The sequence below is a fragment of the Ferruginivarius sediminum genome, assembly GCF_003344765.1.
GTDB classification, from domain to species: domain Bacteria; phylum Pseudomonadota; class Alphaproteobacteria; order Kiloniellales; family Rhodovibrionaceae; genus Ferruginivarius; species Ferruginivarius sediminum.
The window spans coordinates 192,768-211,814 of sequence record NZ_QPMH01000003.1; the positions used below are offsets into that span (position 1 = coordinate 192,768).

Sequence of the window (19,047 nt, forward strand, 5' to 3'; positions counted from 1 at the left end):
GCGGATCAGCCTCGCACTCCCGTCCCCGCGCCGCCGGTCAGCGCGGCCGCCAGTGCGGCGGCATCCCGGTCGAAAGCGGCGGCGCGCTGTGCCACTTGGCGCGAGAAGCCAGCCGCCTCGACAAGCCCCGCATCGCCTCCGGCCGACCCGTTGTCGCCGTCGGCAAGCGCGGCGGCGGCAAGATCGATCCAGTGCGCCCGGCCCGCCGCGCGCTCCGCCGCCACCCGGCCCGGCTGGGCCTCGGAAGCCGCGTCGCCTCCACCGCCGGTGTCCGCACCGGCGGCGGTACGTACAGGCTCCGCGTCCTCGGCTGGCTGCACGGCGGCCTGCCCACCGCCGGAATCCTCGCCGCCAAGACCCAGCAGCGTCTCCAGGTCGAGCGGTCGCCACGCGCCGTCCTCGTAAATCAGCGCCTGATCGGCCTCCCCGGCCAGCCGCTGCAGCGCCAGACTCGTCCGCGGATCGCCCAGCGCCGCCTCGAACACCTCGTTGGCGGGGCCGCTTTCGGAGGCGGAGTCCGCGAAGCTGCGCGACAGGGGCGAGTTGCCGCGGTTCAAGCTGCCCAGCACCGCTTCGACCCCGTTGCCGGAGACGTTCTCCGCAAAGGCCACCTGCGCGGTGCCTTCCGCCGTCTCGACAAGGGCGATGCGCACGGGGCCACGATTCAGGACCTCGATCGCGGGCGGCGCGGTGGTGCCGGATTCGACGGTCACCGCGAAGGTCGTGCTGGCGGTCGCGCCGCCGCTGTCTTCGGCGGTGACGCGAACCTGGAAGCTGCCGGTGTCGCCATCGCCCGGCTCGCCGGAGAACGTCCGCGTCGCCGCGTCGAAGCTCAGCCAGCCCGGCAGGGCCGAGCCATCCGCGCGGCTTGCCGAGAGCGTCAGCGCACCGCTGTCCTCAATGTCGTCGAAGATGCCGGCGGGAAGCTGGAACGACAATTCCTCGCCAATCGCCGCCGTTTGGTCGGCCAACTGCCCTTCCACCATCGGCGCGTCGTTGACGGCCGCCACCTGGATGGTGAGGTTCGTCTGCGCGGCCGCGAAGGTGCCGCCGCTATCGCGGACCGTGTAGGCCAGGGAATCCGAGCCGTTGAAGTTCGCGTCCGGCCGATATTTCAGGCGCCCGGCATCGATGTCCGCCTGCGCCACGACGCTGCCGGCGGTCAAGGTTTCGCCTGCACCCGCGCTGCCGTCGCCGTTGCCATCGACGAACAGCGTCCCGTCGGAGGGTGCGACGTCGATGCGCACGCCGTTCAGGGCATCGCCCGCGTCTATATCGGTGAAGTTGAAGTCCGCCGTGGTCAGCGTGACGGTGCCGTCCTCGGCAATGTTCAGCGTCGTGGCGCCCGTGGTGGTCGGCGCATCGTTGACGCTGTCGACCGTGAGCGAGGCGGTGGCGGTGCCGGCGGAGAAGGCCGTGGCACCGCCGTTCGACGAGGCGTCCGCCACGCCGCCCACCGCGCCGGTAGTCTGGTCCCAGGCCCGCACGTCCAGCGTCGCGGTTTCGCCGTTCTCGCCGTCCGGTACGTAGCGAAGCTGCGCCGCCGCATCCAGCAGCCGGGCGTTGGCGTCGGAGACCGCGCCCAGGTCGCTCCAGGTCGTCCCGCCGTCGGTGGAGAACTGCCAGGTGCCGTTGCCGGTGCTGGCCACCACCGCGATGCCGGAGGATGCACCCGCGTCCACGTCGTCGGCGGTGAGCCCGGCCAGGATCGCGGACACCGCCGTGCCGCCGGTCGTCGTGTCCTCGTCCGTCGTGCCCAGGTCGAACGGACCGCCCGCAAGCGTCGGCGCGTCGTTCAGGCCATCGACGGTGAGCGAGGCTGTTGCCGTGCCGGTCGAAAATGCAGCGGTGCCGCCGTTCGACGAGGCGTCCGCCACGCCGCCCACCGCGCCGGTAGTCTGGTCCCAGGCCCGCACGTCCAGCGTCGCGGTTTCGCCGTTCTCGCCGTCCGGTACGTAGCGAAGCTGCGCCGCCGTATCCAGCAGACGGGCGTTGGCGTCGGAGACCGCACCCAGGTCGCTCCAGGTCGTCCCGCCGTCGGTGGAGAACTGCCAGGTGCCGTTGCCCGTGCTGGCCACCACCGCGACGCCGGAGGATGCGCCCGCGTCCACGTCCCCGGCCGTGAGCCCGGCCAGAATCGCGGACACCGCCGTGCCGCCCGTCGTCGTGTCCTCGTCCGTCGTGCCCAGGTCGAACGGACCGCCCGCAAGCGTCGGCGCGTCGTTGACGCCGGTCACATCGACGCTGACGGTGTTTACCGCACTGGTCGCGGGGTTGGAGCCGGCGGCGGCGTCAGAGACCGTCACCTCGACCGTCCGCGTGCCCGTGGTGGGCGAGTCGCCGTCGGTGTTGCGATAGGCGACGGCGCGCAGCAGTGCATCCACCGAGCCGTCGCCCGGCTTGGCATTGGCGTTCAGCGTGACGACGAGGTCCGCCCCGCCGGTGCCGCCGGCGATGTCGCCGATCTTCACCGGCCCGCCGCCGGGATCGAAGAACACCTCGGTCCCGGTGACGGAGATCGCGCCGTTGTCCACGATCTCCAGCACATCCTCGGCCGCCGCGCCACCGGCCGTGATCGACACGGTCAACGCGCCGCCGTCGAAGTCGGCGGAGTCGGCGTCCGTGACCGTGGCGTCGCCGCCGGAATCCAGCAACACGGCCGCCGCGCCCTCGGCATAGGTACGGCTTTCGCCGTCAAGGCCGGAGAGGACGGGCGGGTTCGGCGTCACGTCGATGGTGAAGGCCGCGCTCGCGTCCTCGTCGCCGCCGTTCGCTATGCCGTCGTTATCCACCACGGTCAGGGTGAAATCGCGCGTGCCCAGACCCGACGGCGCATCGTAGGTCATCGCTTGCAGCAGCGTCTGCAACCGCGCCGGCGTCGCGTTCGCGCCCAGGTCCAGCGTCAGGGTGTTGCCGCCCTGCCCGTCGTTCACGGCGTTCACCGTACCGATGGCCACACCGCCGACGCTCACCGTCTCGCCCGCGGCCATCGTCCCGTCGCCGCCGGAGGTCGCCGTCGTGCCGTCGAGGCCCCAGCTTCCGTTCGCGGTGCCCGCGTTCTGGGCAATGGTGAGCGTGCCGCCGCTGAAGTCGGCGGAATCCACGTCGGCCAGCGTCGCGTCGCCAAGGCCGCTGACCGCCGTGGCGCCCGTGCCGGCCACGACGCCGGAGGTCTCGCCCGCCACGCCGCCGATAACCGGCGCCTCGTTGACGTTGTTTATGGCGATGTTGAAGACCTGGGTCGCGCTGTTGCCGGCGTCGTCGGTCGCCTGCACCGTAATCGGGATGCTGGCCTCGGTCTCGGCGTCGAAGCTGGTGCCCGCGGTCACCGTCACGGCCCCGGTGTTCGCATCGATCTGGAAGCGCCCGCCGGCATCGTCGTTGAGCGCGAAAGTCGTGTTGCTGGCGTCCGTCAGGCCCACCGTGCCCGCCGTATCTCCCGGTCCCTCGTTCTCGAACAGCGACAGGCTGCCGTTCAGCACGGGGTCGGTGCTGTCCACGTCGAAGGTCAGCACGCCGCTGGTGCCCTCGTTCCCGGCCACGTCGGTGACGCGCGCCCGCGCCCGGTAGCTGCCGTCGGCCAGCGCGGGCAGGTCGATCGTCACGGCGCCGCCGGAGAGCGTGCCGGTCGCATAGCCTGCCTCGCCGGGGTCGGTGAAGTCGCCGTCGTTGTCGAGGTCCACGTCGATGGCGACCGTGGTGCCGTCGGGCACGCCCGACAGCGTGTCGCTGGCGCTCACGTCGATGCTTGGCGTCGTGTCCGAGGTCAGATCGTCGGAATTCGACACGCCGGTGTCGGAGCCCGCCACGATATCCGGCGTCCCCACCGTCGGCGCCGCCGTGTCGAGCTGCGCCCCCGCCGTGCCCGCCGTCGATGTATTCCCGGCGCCGTCCGTCTGCGTGGCCGAGATCGTCAGCGTGCCGTCGGTCAGCGCCCCCAGGTCCACCGCGTTGAAAGTGATGTTGCCCGAGCCGTCGGCTGCACCCATGGCCGTCACCGGCCCGCCGCCGCCGCTGCTGGAAATCGACAGGTTCACGGTGGCGCCCGCCTCCGCCCCGGTGACGGAAACGGAGATCGAGCCCGCCTCGCCCGCGTTGACGACGCCGTCGCCCGAGATCGGCGAGGTGACCGAGGGCGCCGCGATGTGCGCATCCACCGTCTCGCCGCCGTCGTTCGCTGCCGCATGCGTCAGATCGGCGGTGTCGCCGTCGGCATCCGCGATGGTGCCGCCGTTCAGCGCCAGGCTGTTCGCCGCCACGTCCACGCCGTCGGTGTCGTTGCCCGCGCCGGTGTCGCCGTCGGCCACGGTATAGCGGAATGTCGCGTCCGCGCCGGCAACGCTGACGAAGTCGGCCTGGCGCGTGTTGCCGTCGATGACGATGTCGACGCTGGGCGTGCCGCCGGCCGTATCGACCGTGACGTTGCCGTCGAAGGTGACGGTGACGTCGATGTCGTCGCCAATGCCGTACGTCCCGTCGGCCACCGCCACCTGCGTGATGTCGGGGGCCGAATCGACGGTGACGTCGCGCGTGGCCGCCGAACTGGTGCTGCCCTGGGCGTCGGTGGTGGTGATCGATATGGTGCGCGTGGCGGTATCGGGCGCCTGCGCCGTGTTGTTGTAGGTCAGCGTCCGCAGGACCGTCTGGTAGTTCGCGGCCGTGGTGGTGCCGCTCAAGGTCAGAACGCCCGTCGTGCCGTCGTAGCTGGACGTGATGCCGAGTTGATCGGTAACCGCCAGCGTTTCCGCCCCGGCGTCGAGGACGCCGCCCTGGATACTGACGGTGGCGCTGTCGATGTTTTCGCCGTCCGGCTCGCTGACCGTCAGCCCGGCATCGACGGCAATCGCCCCGCCGTCCTCCGCGAAGGCCGCCGAGCCGCCTGTGGTCGTGACCTGCGGCGGCGCGTTGAACGAGATGGTGGCGGTGCGGACGGTACCGCTGAGGTCGTCGTTCGCCTGCACGTCGATGTCGCGGCTGGCGCCCGTCGGCGAGCCGGCGGCGTTGTCGTAGACGATCTGCCGCAGCACGGTCTGATAATCGGTAAGTGCCGCACCGCCCGAGAGCGTCAGCGTCGCGCTGTTGTTGCCGGATACCGTGATGCCGTTCTGCGCCGCCGCCGTCACCTGCATCGCCGTCAACGACAGCGTTTCCTGCCCGGCGTCCTGCACGTTGGTGATGGTGGCGGTAAGGCTGGTCAGCGTGGTGTCGCTGTCGCCCTGGATCAACGTGGCGTCGCTGTCGACGATGTTGACGCCCGACGAGAAAGCCGTCGTGAAGTCGTTGCCGCCGCCGTCCGCGCCGTTCAGGTCTGCATCCGGCGCCGTGCCGGGGTTGGAAACGCCCGACGAAACGAAATCGAACGGCGATTCGAACGCGCCGATATCCACCTCGCCCTGGCGGATACGGTCGACGCCGCGGATGTCGAGAGCCGCATCGACCAACGAGTTGTCGCCCTGGTCGATGGCGTCCGTATCGGTTTGCGCCAAACGATAGTCATCGTTTGCCGAATCAACGAAGGCGACCGAGCCGCCGATCAAGGAACTGCCGTTTACGTTGGTTGCGGTACCGGACACGTTTGGATCGGTATCGTCAGTCGTGTTCCCGGATATCAGTGTATTTTCAAGCGAGACCGTTTGCGCATTTAAGATGATTCCACCGCCGACCGCGGTTCCCCCACCTGAGTTCGTCACATTATTATCGGCAATGGTCACATTCTCAAATGTTGTCGATCCGACTCCATCCAACATAAGGCCGCCGCCCGAGAGAACTCCGGCGTCACCACCAGATACGGTGTTTTTCACAAATAAAGAATTCGATACATCTACACTGTTATCACCGGTAATTTTTAAGCCGCCAGCTTGTCGTTGAGCCGAATTGTTTATAAATTCTGAATCAAAAATACTTATACTTGTGTAATCTCTAATTGATCCACCACCCCCATCACGCTCACTGGAGTTACCCTCAACTATTATGCCATCAATAGAAACTGCCCCAACATCAACGAGACTAAAGGCACCACCATCTCCATTGCCAATTGTTCGGTTATTCGTGAACGTCACATTCGTAAACGTTACGTCAATGGGCGTTGCGGGCGCATCAAGGTCCTGAACATGAACCGCGCCACCAAGATTGGACCCGCTTTGATCCTGGAAATTTGTCAAAGTAATGTTTTTTATGCTTAAAATCTCGTCGTTCGCCGTAAAAATAAGACCCTGATTGCCGCCACCATCTATTGTGATGTCTGCCTGTCCGTCGCCGTCCGCGTCACCATCAATCGTAAGGCTTCCCTGGTCGAAGAAGTCGCCCAGTCCCCTGTCCGTCACGTCGTTACTCAAGCTGATGGTTTGGCCAGCGATGCCGGCGTCGAAGACGATCGTATCGTCGGCGGCCGTGCCATCGGCCTGCTGGATAGCCTCCCTGAATGTCGTGACACCATCCGCCGCGATCGTATCGGCGGTGGAGTCGACGACGATGGTGGCGAGCGACCCGCCGAAGCCGGTCATCGCGGCGGCCGAGAACGCCGAACCACTTTCCACGACTCCGGCGTTGTATTCGAAGTCCCAATCGTCCGTGCCGGTCATGTCGGTCGATGCCCCAACATCCGCGCCGGTCAGCGCCGACAGCCGATCCACAAAGGCCGCGCCGGCCTCACCCTGCGCGACGTTGCAGCCGTAGATGAGAATATCGGCATCATCAGACAGGGCATTGCCAAACACCCGAAGGTCATCGGCGGAAGCACCCAGGTCGTTCGAGGTGACGGCATGACGGCCCAGGTACAGCCCGCCGGCGTAGCCGTGGCTGACGATATGCACGGCATCGATGTCGTCCCGGCCCCGCACCGCGTCCGCCATCGCGGAAAGCCCATCCTGGCCTTTGCCGATGAAGACGACCTCGGCACTTGGATCGACGCCGTCGACCAGCGTCTGCCAGTCCTGGACGGAGGTATCGACGAAGACGATCTCGTTGCGGCCGCCGTTTTCGCCCAATTCGGCCAGCGCCCTTGCCGCCGCCGCATCACCCGGCGCGGCGTCGCCGGCATCCTTCGGCGCGCTGCTGCCGCCGTCGTCGGGCGCGGTGGCGGCGCCGTCGTCGTCCTGCTGCGCGGCCTCCGCCCCCGTGGCCGCCGCCGCGGCGTCCAGCAGCAGCCGGGGTTCCAGCGCCAGGGCGGTCAGCGACTCGGCCGGCAAGCCGTTCCCGGCCAGCGCGGAATCGTGGCGTTCCGAGGCGACAGAGCCGGATACGCCGTGCCGGGACGCATCGCCAGCCGCCCGCCTGGAGTCGCGCCGCATTGTCCACATCGCCTCGATCCTCCACGCCCTATGGCCGCGCGCGTCGCTTGCAGGCGGCCCATACCTGAATGCGCGTTATCTTATCCATCGGTGGTGGTAAAAACAAAACTAAATCGGGCACGAATCGATGATACTGCAACTGATAATGGGGAAAGCGGGCGTCCGCGTTACATCGGTCGGCAAGACTCCGTGGACTGCGGCGGAAGCAGTGCCGGGCATCCCGGCGGCGCCTGTTCAGCAACCAACGGACTTGGCGGCAAATACGGTGGCTATTGTTGCGACCAAAACTAGATATTTGTGTAACAGATAAGATTGCCGGTTGAAGTCGGCAATATCCGCTTCTAACATCTTTCCGCCGCGCGGCACACGACGGTCCGCGCGGGCATCGAACGACTTGACGGCCAAGTGCGACAGCCCCTTGCCGGACGGGCGGGGCCGCATCGACTCAGGGGAAACCGGGGCGCCACCGATCCGCCGCGCCCGCGAACGAACGATAGAGGGGGCTTCTCGTATGGAAGGCACAATGGCGACGATCATGATGTTCGGCGGCAACTTCGCGCCGCGGACCTGGGCGTTCTGCCACGGTCAGCTTATCGCCGTCTCGGCGAACAGCGCGCTGTTCTCGCTGCTGGCCACGCAATACGGCGGCGACGGGCAGACGACCTTCGCCCTGCCGGACCTGCGCGGGCGCGTGCCGGTGGGCGCGGGCAACGGCGCCGGCACCACGCCGCGCGCGCCCGGCCAGATGTGGGGCGTGGAAACGCAGACCCTGACCGTCGCCGAAATGCCGCCGCACAACCATCCGGCGCAGCTTTCGAACGCCGCGGCCCAGATCCAGGCAAGCGGCGATGCCGCTGACACGGACGACCCTGCGGGGAATGTGCTGGCGAAGACCAATGTTCCGGACGGGCTGCAGAAAAATCCCGCCAACGCCTACACCTCCAGCGGCTCCGAGACGATGGCGCCCGCGCCGGTGACGGGCAGCGTCGCGGTCGGCAACGCCGGCGCAGGGATGCCCTTCAACATCATGCAGCCGTCGACCTGCACGCATTTCATCATCTGTCAGACGGGCATCTACCCGTCCCGCAGCTAATAGTCGAACCCCCCGGACGGGCCGATGCGCCGCGGCGCCCGGCCCGTCCATCCTTTTTCCGTTGGCGGCCGCGCGATCCGGAAGGGAACGTCATGAGCGATCCGATCGACCAGCAGACCTTCGCCAAGAAAATCGGCGAGACCTTCACCGTGACCCACCTGGGCCACGAACACACCCTGACCCTCGTCGCCTGCGAGGCGGAGGACATCGGCAAGGACGCGCCCGAGGCCGGCGAGGCCCGCAAGCGGCATCCGTTCACCCTGATGCTGCGCGGCGAGCCGGGGATGGAGGCGCGCAGCGACGTCTACACCCTCGCCGGCCCCGGCATGGAAGCGATCGAGGGCGTGCTCGTCACCCGCGTCGAGGGCCGCGCGAAGGCGACGGCCGAGGCCGGCACGCCCGACGACGGCACGCCGTACTACGAAATCTGCTTCGCCTGATCGGCCCGGCGGCGACAAAAGGCGGCGACAAAAGGCGATAAGGGGAGACACGCGAATGCAGCCGATCCCGGCCATGATCGAGTTGAAGAAAGAGCATTTCCAGCCGCTGGTCGGCCGGCTGCTGCGGGTCGAGAGCCAGATGGGCCACATCGACCTGCGCCTGGTGAAGATCACCGCCTATCCGCATTTCACGCTGCCCAACGCGATGCGGGAGACCTTCTCGCTCTTGCTGTGCGACGACCACGCCCGCGTGATCCCGTCGCTGGGCTACACTCTCCACCATCCGCAGTTCGGCGCACTCAACGGCGTGCTGGTGACCCCCGTGATGCCGCCGCCGGAATACATCCAGCCGGGCCAGATCGGCGGCCCCACCTTCTACGAAATCTGCTTCAACTGAAGCGGGCGCGGACAGCCGGAGCGGCGGGCGGAACTCTCTATTCCACCGGGACGTTGTCGATCAGCCGCGTGTGGCCCAGCCATGCGGCGGCGAGCAGGCGTGCCGGGCGATCCGCCTGCGCAAGCGGCGTCAGGTTCGCGCTGTCGCGAAGCTCCAGGTAGTCCACACTGTCGAAGCCGGCGCGCAGCAGCGCCTCGCGACCCTCGTCCAGCACGAGGCCGGCATCGACGCCGCCGCCCGACAGCCTGGCCGCGATGTCGTACAGCGTTTTTGCCAGCGCCGGGGCGATGCGGCGCTGTTCGGCCGTCAGGTTGCGATTGCGCGAGGACAGCGCCAGGCCGTCCGCCTCGCGCACCGTCGGCACGCCCTCGATGGCCACGGGGATGTCAAGGTCGCGCACCATGCGGCGGATGGTCTGAAGCTGCTGGTAGTCCTTCTCGCCGAAGAAGGCGATGTCCGGCAGACCTTGCAGCAGCAGCTTGGTAACGACGGTCGCCACGCCGTCGAAGTGGCCGGGACGGTGCGCGCCCTCCATCGACCCGGTGACGCCCGCGACGGACACCGTGGTGGCGAAGCCGTCGGGATAGACCTCCTCCGCCGGCGGCGCGAACAGCAAGTGGCACCCCGCGCCGGCCAGCAACTCCGCGTCGCGCGCCTCGGTACGCGGATAGCGCTCCAGGTCGTCGGGGCGGTCGAACTGCTTGGGATTGACGAAAAGCGTCGCCACCACGCGATCGCAGGCCGCCCCCGCGCGGTGGGCCAGCTCAAGGTGTCCCTCGTGCAGGGCACCCATCGTGGGGACAAGGGCAACCGTCTCGCCGGCCTGCCGGAAGCCGCGGATGCGGGTGCGCAGGGCGCCCACCGTGCGCACGATGGGTAGCGGCGCCGCCTCGGACGAGACATTGGTTTCGGCCCGCCAGGGCATGGACCGCGTTTCCCCCCTAGCGGCCGCCGCCGACGGCCTTGAAGACGTGCGCCTCATCCGGGAAGCGGCGGGCGCGGACGTCGTCGGCGAAGTTGGCGACGGCGCGGTCGATCTCCTCGCCAAGGTTGGCGTAGCGCTTGACGAACTTCGGCAGATGCTCGCCATAGAGGCCCAGCAGGTCTTCGCTCACCAGGATCTGGCCGTCGCAGGCGGCCGACGCGCCGATGCCGATGGTCGGCACCTCGATCCGGCTGGTGATCTCTCGGGCGAGATGTTCCACCACGCCCTCGACGACAACGGCAAAGGCGCCGGCCTCGGCCACGGCGCTGGCGTCGCGCAGGATACGCTCGGCATCCGGACCGCTGCGGCCCTGGGTGCGGAAGCCGCCCATGGCGTTGACCGCCTGCGGCGTCAGGCCGACGTGGGCCAGAACGGGAATGCCGCGCGCCGTCAGGAAGGAAATGGTCTCCGCCATCTCCGAGCCGCCTTCCAGCTTCACGGCGCGGCAGCCGGTCTCGGTCATCACGCGCGCGGCGTTGCGGAAGGCCTGCTGAGGGGATTCCTGATAGCTGCCGAACGGCAGATCGACAACGACGCAGGCGCGCCTGGCCTTGCGCATGACGCCGGCGCCGTGGGCGATCATCATGTCAAGGGTGACGCCCAGCGTGGTCTCCATGCCGTAGACCACGTTGCCGAGCGAATCCCCGACAAGGATCAGGTCCACATGCGGGTCCAGCAGACGCGCCATCGGCGCGGTATACGCCGTCAGGCACACGATGGGCGTGCCGCCCTTCCGGTTGCGGATATCGCGCGTGGTAATGACCTCGCGCCGGTTGGCCGGCTGACTTGCACTCACGACAACCTCCCGCGGAGCCTTGCTCCTGCACACGGCGGAGTGTCGTTTGTACACCCGGTTTTGCCGCAGTGCAAACAAACGTGTTGCAGTGCGCTGTCAGCGCCTGGAGGTAGCAGCCGCCGCGACGGGTTTGGCGCGCGTCAAGCGGTCGGCCGCGAGGACACCGATGCTACAGACCATCACCATCGCCGCGCCCACCAGCGTCTGCGGCGTGAAGCTCTCGCCCGACAGCAGCAATAGGACCGTGGACAGCAGCGGCGTGCCATAGCCGACGGGCGCCAGCCGCTTCGCGCCCTCGCCGCTCATCGCCCACGTCCATAGGCCGAAGCCAGCGGCCATCGGCCCCACGCCGATATATAGGGCCGTCCACCACGCCGCCGGTGCCGGCCACGGCGTTCCTTGCCAAAGGCCAAGGCCGAATGCGGTGATCGTGCCAAGCATTGTGGCGGGCAGCATCAGGCGGTCGCCGGACACCGGAATCCGCGAGGAGGCGACGGTGTAGAAGGCCATGCAGGCCGCCGATGCGACGGCGAAGATGTAGCCGAGTTGCATCCCGCCGGCGAAAGAGAGGCCGCCACGCGCGTCGAAAATCAGCCCGACGCCGGCAAAGCCGATCACGGCCAGCAGCAGCCCCAGCCGCGCTTGCAGATTGCGCACGACGGCCGCTGCCCAGACGGCGACGAACAGCGGCCAGGCGTAGGCGATGACGTTCGCCTCGACGATGCGTGCCAGATCGAAAGCCAGGTACTGCAGGAAGATCGTGCCCGTCAGACCGATCAGTCCTACCAAAATATGACGCGGCGCGGGCCAGCCACCGGCAAGGTCGCGCGGGCCCCTTTGCACGGCACGCATCGCCGCAAGCGCCAGCGTCGCCGCGCCGAACTGAAGCGTCAAAAGCTGTAGCACAGGAAGATCCGCCAGCGCGTACTTGGCCGCGAAGGCATTCGTCGACCAAAGCAGCACGGCGCCGACCGCCGCCAGCGCGGGGGCCTTCATGCACTCTCGCCCGCCTGCGCAACGCCGCCCTGCCACCGTCTCGTCCACTGCCGTTCTCCCCCTGCCCTTCCTGGAATTGCCGTTGTCCGTCGGCTCTCCAAGCAATACAGGCAAAGTTTTAACGGCAATAGTTAGAATAATTCACACGCCGCCTGAGAATAATTGTGCACCCGCCATACGGCGTCGCTGCCGTAATGGCGTTCCGGGACTGGCTGCTGGATGAAGCCCACGGCGGCGAGGCGGCCTGAGGCCGGAGCGCCTCAACCGCCCTCGGAGATGTCCTGCAGGGCCTCGCGGTCGCGGAGTTCGACCTTGCCGCCCTGTTGCAGGGCGATCAGACCGCTGCCGCGGAGTTGGGTGAAGGTGCGGCTGACGGTTTCCGTGGTCAGGCCGAGGTAGTCGCCGATGTCGGCGCGGCTCATCGCCAGCGTCACCGGGTCGGCCGGCTGGCCGCGCTCCTCGGCGCGGCGGGAAAGGGCCAGCAGGAAGGTGGCCACCTTCTCCTTCGCCGTCTTGCGGCCGAGGACCAGCATCTGCTCCTGCGCGGCGGCAAGCTCGTGGCTGGCCATGCCCAGCAGGCGCTTCTCCATCTTCGGGAACTGCTCCAGCAGTCCCTCCAGCTTGCGCCGGGGGAAGCGGCACAACGTCGAATGCGACACCGCCTCGGCGCTGTAGGCATAGATGTCGTTGTTGGCGAGTCCCAGGAAATCGCCGGGGAACAGGAAGCCGGTCACCTGCCGCCGCCCGTCGGAGAGCAGCTTGTAGACCTTCATGGTCCCGGCGGTGACGTTATACACGTTGTTGGCCGGCTCCCCCTCGTCGAACAAGGGATCGCCGGGGCCAAGCTCCACCGAGTGGGTGATCGCGGCAACCTGGTGAAGCTCGGACTCTTCCAAAGGTGCGCAAACCGTCAGATGACGGATCTTGCATGCGCTACAGGGGGATTGCGACGGGCGCGGATTGGGTGCGGCCTCGCCCAACGTAGCCATCTTTTGGACATCGAATGCCGACATCAGCGGTTGGCTCTCACCTTGCTGGCAAAAAACTTATCTACGCAGTGTGACCATATTCGTCCGACTATTCAACAATGCTTAATTGCTTCCGCCTCGTCCCATTGACGTATATCAACGCCAATTGTCGGCGTGCCGGCGCAGCATGAAGCGATCAAGACGGGCCAGGGAGACCGAGACAACCATGCGCAAACTGCGCCTTGTACCGCTTTCGCAGGACCGCGCGGCGCTGGCATATCCGCTGATCCAGACGGTGCGCCCGGCGCTCGATCTGGAATCGTGGGAAGAGTATGCCAACAGCATCCTGAACGCCGGCGCGGACGGCAGCGGCGGCATCATGACCCTGCAAAACCCGCGCGGCCTGATCGCCGGACTGTTCGTGTACCGAATCGAGGACGTGCCCGATCACGGCCGTACCCTGGTGGCCGAGGACTTCGTCGCCCTGGACATCATCGATTCGGAGGTTGTGGCCGAAAGCCTTGCCGATGCCCTTGAACAGGTGGCGCGGGAGCACGATTGCCAGGCGGTCCACACCTCCATCACCTGCAACGGCGGCCCCGGTTCGCGGCGTGTCGTCGACATGATGCGCCGGATGGGCCACCACGTCGAAAGCTTCCGCATGTGCAAACCCCTGCGCGCGACCGGCTGATCGCCCCTTCCCCCGCGCCAGTTATCGGTTAGGCTGCGCCCCGAAACACCTATTTCGGGAGGCTCAGCCGCATGCCGCTTGCAACCGTAAGGGCCACCTTCGCCGCCGTCGTCCTGGCCGTCCTCTCGGCCTGTTCGCAGCATCCGGGCGCGTCGTTCGACGCCGCGCAGCGCGAGGCGCGCGACAGTTTCATGATCGCCGCCGCCCACCCGCTGGCCGCGCAGGCGGGGCAGGACATCCTGGCCCGGGGCGGTAACGCGACGGACGCCGCCATGGCGGTGCAGGCGGTCTTGACGCTGGTGGAGCCGCAATCCAGCGGCATCGGCGGCGGCGCCTTCATGCTCTATTACGATGCCGGATCGAAAGGCGTGCAGGCTTTCGACGGGCGGGAAACAGCTCCGTCAACCGCCACGCCTGACCTCTTCCTAAAGGCCGACGGCACGCCGATGGACTTCTGGGACGCGGTCGTCGGCGGCCGTTCCGTGGGTGCGCCGGGCGTGCTGCGCATGCTGGAGCTTGCGCACGCCGAACACGGCAAGCTGCCGTGGGCGACGCTGTTCCAGCCCGCCATCCGTCTGGCCCGCGAGGGCTTCGAGGTGACGCCGCGCCTGCACGAACTCATCGCGCACGACAAGTACCTGAAGACCTATGCACCCGCACGCCGCTACTTCTATCAAGCGGACGGCAGCCCCCTGCCGGTCGGCGCCACGCTGCGCAACGCAAAGCTGGCGGACACCCTCGAAGCCGTGGCGGAGAATGGCGCCGAAGCCTTCTACGAGGGTGCCATCGCGGGCGACATCGCCCGCGCCGTTCGGAACGCGGAAGGCAATCCCGGCAAGCTGACGGCCGCCGATATCGCCGGCTATGAGGCGAAGCAGCGGGACGCGATCTGCCGGCCCTACCGTGAATACAAGGTCTGCGGCATGCCCCCGCCGACCAGCGGCGGCGCCACGGTAGCGCAGATCCTGGGTATCCTGGAGAGCTTCGACATGGAAGCGCACGCGCCCACCTCGGCCGACGCCGTGCATCTGGTGGCCGAGGCCAGCCGCCTTGCCTTCGCCGACCGCAACCGATTCCTGGCCGACACGGATTTCGTCGAGGTTCCCCTGGAGGCTCTGCTGGACGAAAGCTACCTGAAGCGCCGCGCCGCCCTGATCTCACCCCGGCACGCCATGGGCGAGGCGCAGCCCGGCCTGCCGGCGCAACAGGCCGCCATGCCGGACCAGCCGTCCGGCGCCTCCACCAGCCATTTCAGCATCGTCGACGCCCAGGGCAACGCGGTCTCCATAACCACGTCCATCGAGCAGGCCTTCGGCTCGCGCATGATGGTGCGGGGCTTCCTGTTGAACAATCAGCTGACCGACTTCTCGTTCCGGCCGGAGGTCGATGGCCGCCCCGTCGCCAATCGCGTCGAGGGCGGCAAGCGCCCGCGCAGCTCGATGTCGCCCACCATCGTGCTGGACGAGGACGGCGACTTCGTGCTCGCCATCGGCTCGCCGGGCGGCAGTCGCATTATCGGCTACGTCGCCGAGCGCCTGGTGGCGTTCATCGACTGGGACCTGGATGCCCAGGCCGCCATCGACCTGCCCAACTACACCAACCGCAACGGCCCGACCGAGCTTGAGAAGAACACCGCCGTCACCCGGCACGCCGAGGAACTTCGCCGCCGAGGCCACGTGCTGGAGGTCGAGACCATGACCAGTGGCCTCCACGCCGTAGCCCGCACCCCCGATGGCCGGCTGCAGGGCGGGGCGGACCCGCGGCGAGAGGGCGTGGTGCTGAGCGGGGTGCGCTAGACCGGATCGCGTTCACCCGCGATCTGCTCTAGAGTGCGCGCCATCATGAACACCGAATCGCTGACCGACCGTCCGGTCGTCCGCCTGAAGCCCGGCGGCCGGAAGAAGCGCCCGCAACGCGGCAGTCCCTGGATCTTCGCCAACGAGGTCGCGATGAATGCGGCCGCGAAGGCGTTGCCGCCGGGCGAGATCGTGCGGCTGGAGACCGACGCCGGCGAGGCGTTGGGCGCTTACGTCTTCAACAAGCACCCGCTGATCTGCGCCCGGCGGCTGAGCCACGATCCCGCCGCCCGCATCGACGAGGCGTTCCTGGCCGAGCGGCTGCGCCGTGCCGCCGCCGTGCGCGACCGGCTGATCGGCGCGCCGTACTATCGCCTGGTGCATGCCGAGGCGGACGGGCTGCCCGGAACCATCGTCGATCGCTTCGACGACGTGCTGGTGCTGCAGGTCAACACCGCCGGAATGGACCGCCTTCTGCCGCAACTGACGGCGGCGCTGGAGGCCACGCTCGCGCCGCGCGCCATCGTACTCCGGAACGACTCGGCCGCGCGGGAGCTGGAAGGCCTATCGAGCGACGTGCGGATGCTGAAGGGGCAACTGGACGGCCCGCTGGAGCTGGTGGAGAACGGCACCCGCTTCCTGGCCGACCCGCGAGAGGGGCAGAAGACCGGCTGGTTCTACGACCAGCGCGACAACCGCGCCTTCGCCGCCCGCCTGGCGCAAGGTGCCCGCGTGCTGGACGGATACTGCTACACTGGCGGCTTCGCCGTGCAGGCGGCGCTCGGCGGCGCGGCGGAGGTGGTCGCCATCGACCGCTCGCAGCCCGCGCTCGACCTTGCCGCCCAATCGGCGAAGCTGAACGGGGTGGAAGAGCGCTGCTGCTTCGTCAAGGCCGATGTCTTCGGTGAGCTGCAACGCCGGCGCGATGCCGGAGAGGCCTTCGACACGGTCATCGTGGACCCGCCCGCCTTCGTCAAAAGCAAGAAAGACTACTGGCAGGGCCTGAAGGGCTATCGCAAGCTGACGCGGCTGGCGGCGGCGCTGGTCGCGCGCGGCGGCTATCTGGTGGCGTGCTCCTGTTCGCACCACGTCACGCCGGATGATTTTGGCGAACAGGTCCGCCGGGGCCTGTCGGAGGTCGGGCGCGACGGGCGCATCCTTCGCTTCGCCGGCGCGGGGCCGGACCATCCCGTGCATCCGTCACTGCCGGAGACCGGCTATCTCAAGGCACAGGCCCTGGCGCTGGATTAGGGGTTCTGGCCGGAAGTTCCGCAGCTTCCCGCCGGCTATGCGGCTCCCCCTCATCAACGCTTTCCTGCGCGACAACCGGACCTACGAGCACGGAGCCGTTTTCCAGATACAAGGGGAACCAGTAGGCCGCCCTGCTCGCCTGACGGCAAGCCGTCCCCGCCTGAAAAGAAGGGGGAGACATAGTAAAGCGCCCGCTCCACCGGGCATTGGACGCCAGCCCGTTCAGCGCGTAGCATTCCCGGCATCGAATCCGGAACACGCAGCGAACGCCCCGCCCGCCCATGCCCGAGCTTCCCGAAGTCGAGACGGTCTGCCGCGGCCTGCGCCCGTGGCTGGAAGGCGCGCGGCTGGCCGAGGTGATGCAGCGCCGGGCGGATTTGCGCTGGCCGCTGCCGGAGGGCTTCGCGGCGCGCCTGTCGGGACACATGGTCGACAGGGCGCCGAAAAGGAAAAGCCGTCCCCTGCTGCTTTGACCGTAGATGGCTTCTGATGCGCACCAACCCAAGGGCTTGATACTTCACAGTTCAATTATTCGATGTAACAATTTTTGATTTGACGCTGGAGTGTTACAGAGTAATGTGCGTTTTCAGCAAACGTAGCGATCGTTATTAGTACGGAATATCTCAGGTAACAGAAAATGCAAAACGATGCGCCCGTGGTAACCACCGACATGATTTCAAATAATGTTGGCATAGACGAAAAATGGTACGAGTTTTCATGGTACAATTCTTTTGAAAATCCTGATAAAGTTGACGAGATAAAAAAATATCTTGAGTATTCATGTGCAAGCGAGTTACTCTCTAATGCAGTTCCCTGTGGGAAAAGCCTTGATATTGGGACCGCTACGGGGCGTTATCTCAGGGCTTGGGCGCGACTTGGTTACGACTCGTTTGGTATAGATATTTCTTCTGATGCGGTTTCAATTACGCAGCAACAATTGGTCAAAAGCGGACTAGAGGCGGAGCGCGTCCAAAAGATGGATGCATGCGGTTTAGAATTTGCAAACGATACATTTCGCCTTGTCTCCTGTATGATGGGCACGCTCGCTTATATCGAAACTCCTCAAGCCGCAATGCATGAAGTTGCTCGTGTGCTCGAGCCGGGCGGGCAATTTGTGGTTTCGAATTGGTTAACATCGAATCCAGAATTAGATTTTTTGGTAGCCAACTCGCCAATGCACAATGAAAGGCTAAGGGCACAAACGCCTGATCCCGCTCAGCTTATGAGGAGTTTAAGCGATGCGGGTCTCGTTCCAGCGAAAAGTCAGTACGCTGTCCTTCTTCCCGTACAAACAATACTGCACTTAGTTACAAGTCACGAGGGCGAACCGGCTGGTTTTCTGGACCGGGTAGCGCTTCTGGAACGGAACGTGCGTAATCTGTTTCCGCGACGTCAGGGACAAATATTTGTCATACTGGCACAGAAGGCCATCTAAAAGATGGTTCGCGCATACGGTACTTTCCTCGTCCTGCTTGGCGCCGGTGCGTGGGGTGCCCTGGGCGTCCTTGCCACAGGCATTTATGAGCATGGACTACAGCCACTCGATGTTGTGACCTCCCGGGTCGTGGTGGCTTGGCTCGGTTTCGCTATCGTAAGCGCCGTAACCGGGCGTGGCCGGAGTATTCTCTCAAAGAGCGGTTGGCGTGGCCTTGCCATCCACGGGTTAGTTGCCGTTGTGCTCTATAACCTATTATATTTCGCGGCAATCGAGCAGCTTGGCGTGTCGCTGTCAGTGGCCCTGCTCTATACAGCACCTGCTTGGAGCGCGATGTTATCCGCATTGTTCCTGGGAGAGCGACCGGGCAAAGCGGCCCTTCTCGCCGTACCGCTTTGCGTGATCGGGGTGGCGCTTGCCGTCGGCGTACTGACCGATGGCATATATATCGAATTGTTGGGATTTGCCGCCGGCCTGGGTGCGGGCTTGACCTATGCGTTGTTCAGCGTGCTTGGAAAGCCCATTCTCGATCGTTGGGCGCCAATAGATCTCCTGTTCGTCTCGTTCGGCGTCGCTAGTGTCTGCCTCCTATCACTGTTTACCGTGACAGGCGGTTGGGCACGGCTTGCTCAAGCCGGCCCGGAAAGCTGGACGCTTCTTATGATCATGGGCGTGTTCGCGACTTTTTGTGCCTATATGGCCTACACGACCGGATTACGCTGGGTGGATGCATCGAAGGCGACGATTCTAGCCACCATCGAGCCGGCTGTGGCAGTCACCTTGGCAACCTTAGTGACATCGGAAACGCTCGGTCGCGTGGAATTCGTCGGGATCATACTTATTATCGCGGCGGGAACCATAGCCGGCTTATCCCGCAGCCGCGCCGACGCCCATTAGACAGGCGAACGCG

15 protein-coding genes are annotated in these 19,047 nt (G+C 66.4%); 9 read left to right on the forward strand and 6 right to left on the reverse strand.

The genetic code is table 11. The features are described from left to right. Nucleotides 1–5: 5 nt before the first annotated feature. Complete coding sequence (locus DRB17_RS04675) at nt 6–7,298, reverse strand: DUF4347 domain-containing protein (protein WP_147274804.1); 7,293 nt, start codon at nt 7,296–7,298, stop codon at nt 6–8. A 225-nt stretch (nt 7,299–7,523) separates the two neighbouring features. Beyond that, the gene (locus DRB17_RS20515) at nt 7,524–7,694 is read right to left on the reverse strand and encodes a hypothetical protein (protein ID WP_153242356.1); all 171 of its coding nucleotides are present in this window, start codon (nt 7,692–7,694) and stop codon (nt 7,524–7,526) included. A gap of 118 nt (nt 7,695–7,812) precedes the next feature. Here DRB17_RS20515 and DRB17_RS04680 point away from each other — a divergent pair, with 118 nt between their 5' ends. The 3 genes from DRB17_RS04680 to DRB17_RS04690 all read left to right on the forward strand — a co-directional run bounded on the left by DRB17_RS04680 (nt 7,813) and on the right by DRB17_RS04690 (nt 9,219). After that, on the forward strand, nt 7,813–8,382 hold the full coding sequence (locus tag DRB17_RS04680; RefSeq protein WP_206607780.1) for a phage tail protein: 570 nt from the start codon (nt 7,813–7,815) through the stop codon (nt 8,380–8,382). Nucleotides 8,383–8,474: 92 nt separating this feature from the next. Next, on the forward strand, nt 8,475–8,822 hold the full coding sequence (locus DRB17_RS04685) for a DUF6916 family protein (protein WP_114581023.1): 348 nt from the start codon (nt 8,475–8,477) through the stop codon (nt 8,820–8,822). A gap of 55 nt (nt 8,823–8,877) precedes the next feature. Further along, nucleotides 8,878–9,219 (forward strand): DUF6916 family protein, encoded by a 342-nt coding sequence (locus tag DRB17_RS04690; protein ID WP_114581024.1) that lies wholly within the window; start codon nt 8,878–8,880, stop codon nt 9,217–9,219. Between the two features lie 37 nt (nt 9,220–9,256). Here the strand turns inward: DRB17_RS04690 and panC are convergent, their stop codons facing one another. The 4 genes from panC to DRB17_RS04710 form a co-directional block, all read right to left on the reverse strand. Continuing rightward, complete coding sequence (gene panC / locus DRB17_RS04695) at nt 9,257–10,144, reverse strand: pantoate--beta-alanine ligase (RefSeq protein ID WP_114581025.1); 888 nt, start codon at nt 10,142–10,144, stop codon at nt 9,257–9,259. Between the two features lie 16 nt (nt 10,145–10,160). After that, complete coding sequence (gene panB / locus DRB17_RS04700) at nt 10,161–11,000, reverse strand: 3-methyl-2-oxobutanoate hydroxymethyltransferase (RefSeq protein WP_114581026.1); 840 nt, start codon at nt 10,998–11,000, stop codon at nt 10,161–10,163. A gap of 96 nt (nt 11,001–11,096) precedes the next feature. Beyond that, nucleotides 11,097–11,996 carry a DMT family transporter gene (locus DRB17_RS04705; RefSeq protein ID WP_114581027.1) on the reverse strand — a complete coding sequence of 300 codons (900 nt, stop codon included), beginning with the start codon at nt 11,994–11,996 and terminating at the stop codon, nt 11,097–11,099. A 260-nt stretch (nt 11,997–12,256) separates the two neighbouring features. After that, on the reverse strand, nt 12,257–13,009 hold the full coding sequence (locus tag DRB17_RS04710) for a helix-turn-helix domain-containing protein (protein ID WP_241503743.1): 753 nt from the start codon (nt 13,007–13,009) through the stop codon (nt 12,257–12,259). Nucleotides 13,010–13,190: 181 nt separating this feature from the next. Here DRB17_RS04710 and DRB17_RS04715 point away from each other — a divergent pair, with 181 nt between their 5' ends. The 6 genes from DRB17_RS04715 to DRB17_RS04740 all read left to right on the forward strand — a co-directional run bounded on the left by DRB17_RS04715 (nt 13,191) and on the right by DRB17_RS04740 (nt 19,034). Further along, nucleotides 13,191–13,655: a hypothetical protein gene (locus DRB17_RS04715; protein WP_114581028.1), complete on the forward strand. Its 465-nt coding sequence runs from the start codon at nt 13,191–13,193 to the stop codon at nt 13,653–13,655. Nucleotides 13,656–13,726: 71 nt separating this feature from the next. Continuing rightward, entirely contained in the window at nt 13,727–15,451 is a 1,725-nt protein-coding gene (gene ggt, locus DRB17_RS04720; protein WP_114581029.1) for a gamma-glutamyltransferase, read from the forward strand. Between the two features lie 45 nt (nt 15,452–15,496). Continuing rightward, the gene (locus DRB17_RS04725) at nt 15,497–16,702 is read left to right on the forward strand and encodes a class I SAM-dependent rRNA methyltransferase (protein WP_114581167.1); all 1,206 of its coding nucleotides are present in this window, start codon (nt 15,497–15,499) and stop codon (nt 16,700–16,702) included. Nucleotides 16,703–16,983: 281 nt separating this feature from the next. Then, nucleotides 16,984–17,175, forward strand: coding sequence for a DNA-formamidopyrimidine glycosylase family protein (locus DRB17_RS04730; protein ID WP_114581030.1), 192 nt, complete (start codon nt 16,984–16,986; stop codon nt 17,173–17,175). A gap of 182 nt (nt 17,176–17,357) precedes the next feature. Then, the gene (locus DRB17_RS04735; protein ID WP_161958700.1) at nt 17,358–18,137 is read left to right on the forward strand and encodes a class I SAM-dependent methyltransferase; all 780 of its coding nucleotides are present in this window, start codon (nt 17,358–17,360) and stop codon (nt 18,135–18,137) included. Between the two features lie 3 nt (nt 18,138–18,140). Continuing rightward, nucleotides 18,141–19,034, forward strand: a complete 894-nt coding sequence (locus DRB17_RS04740) for a DMT family transporter (RefSeq protein WP_114581032.1) — start codon at nt 18,141–18,143, stop codon at nt 19,032–19,034. Nucleotides 19,035–19,047 lie beyond the last annotated feature (13 nt).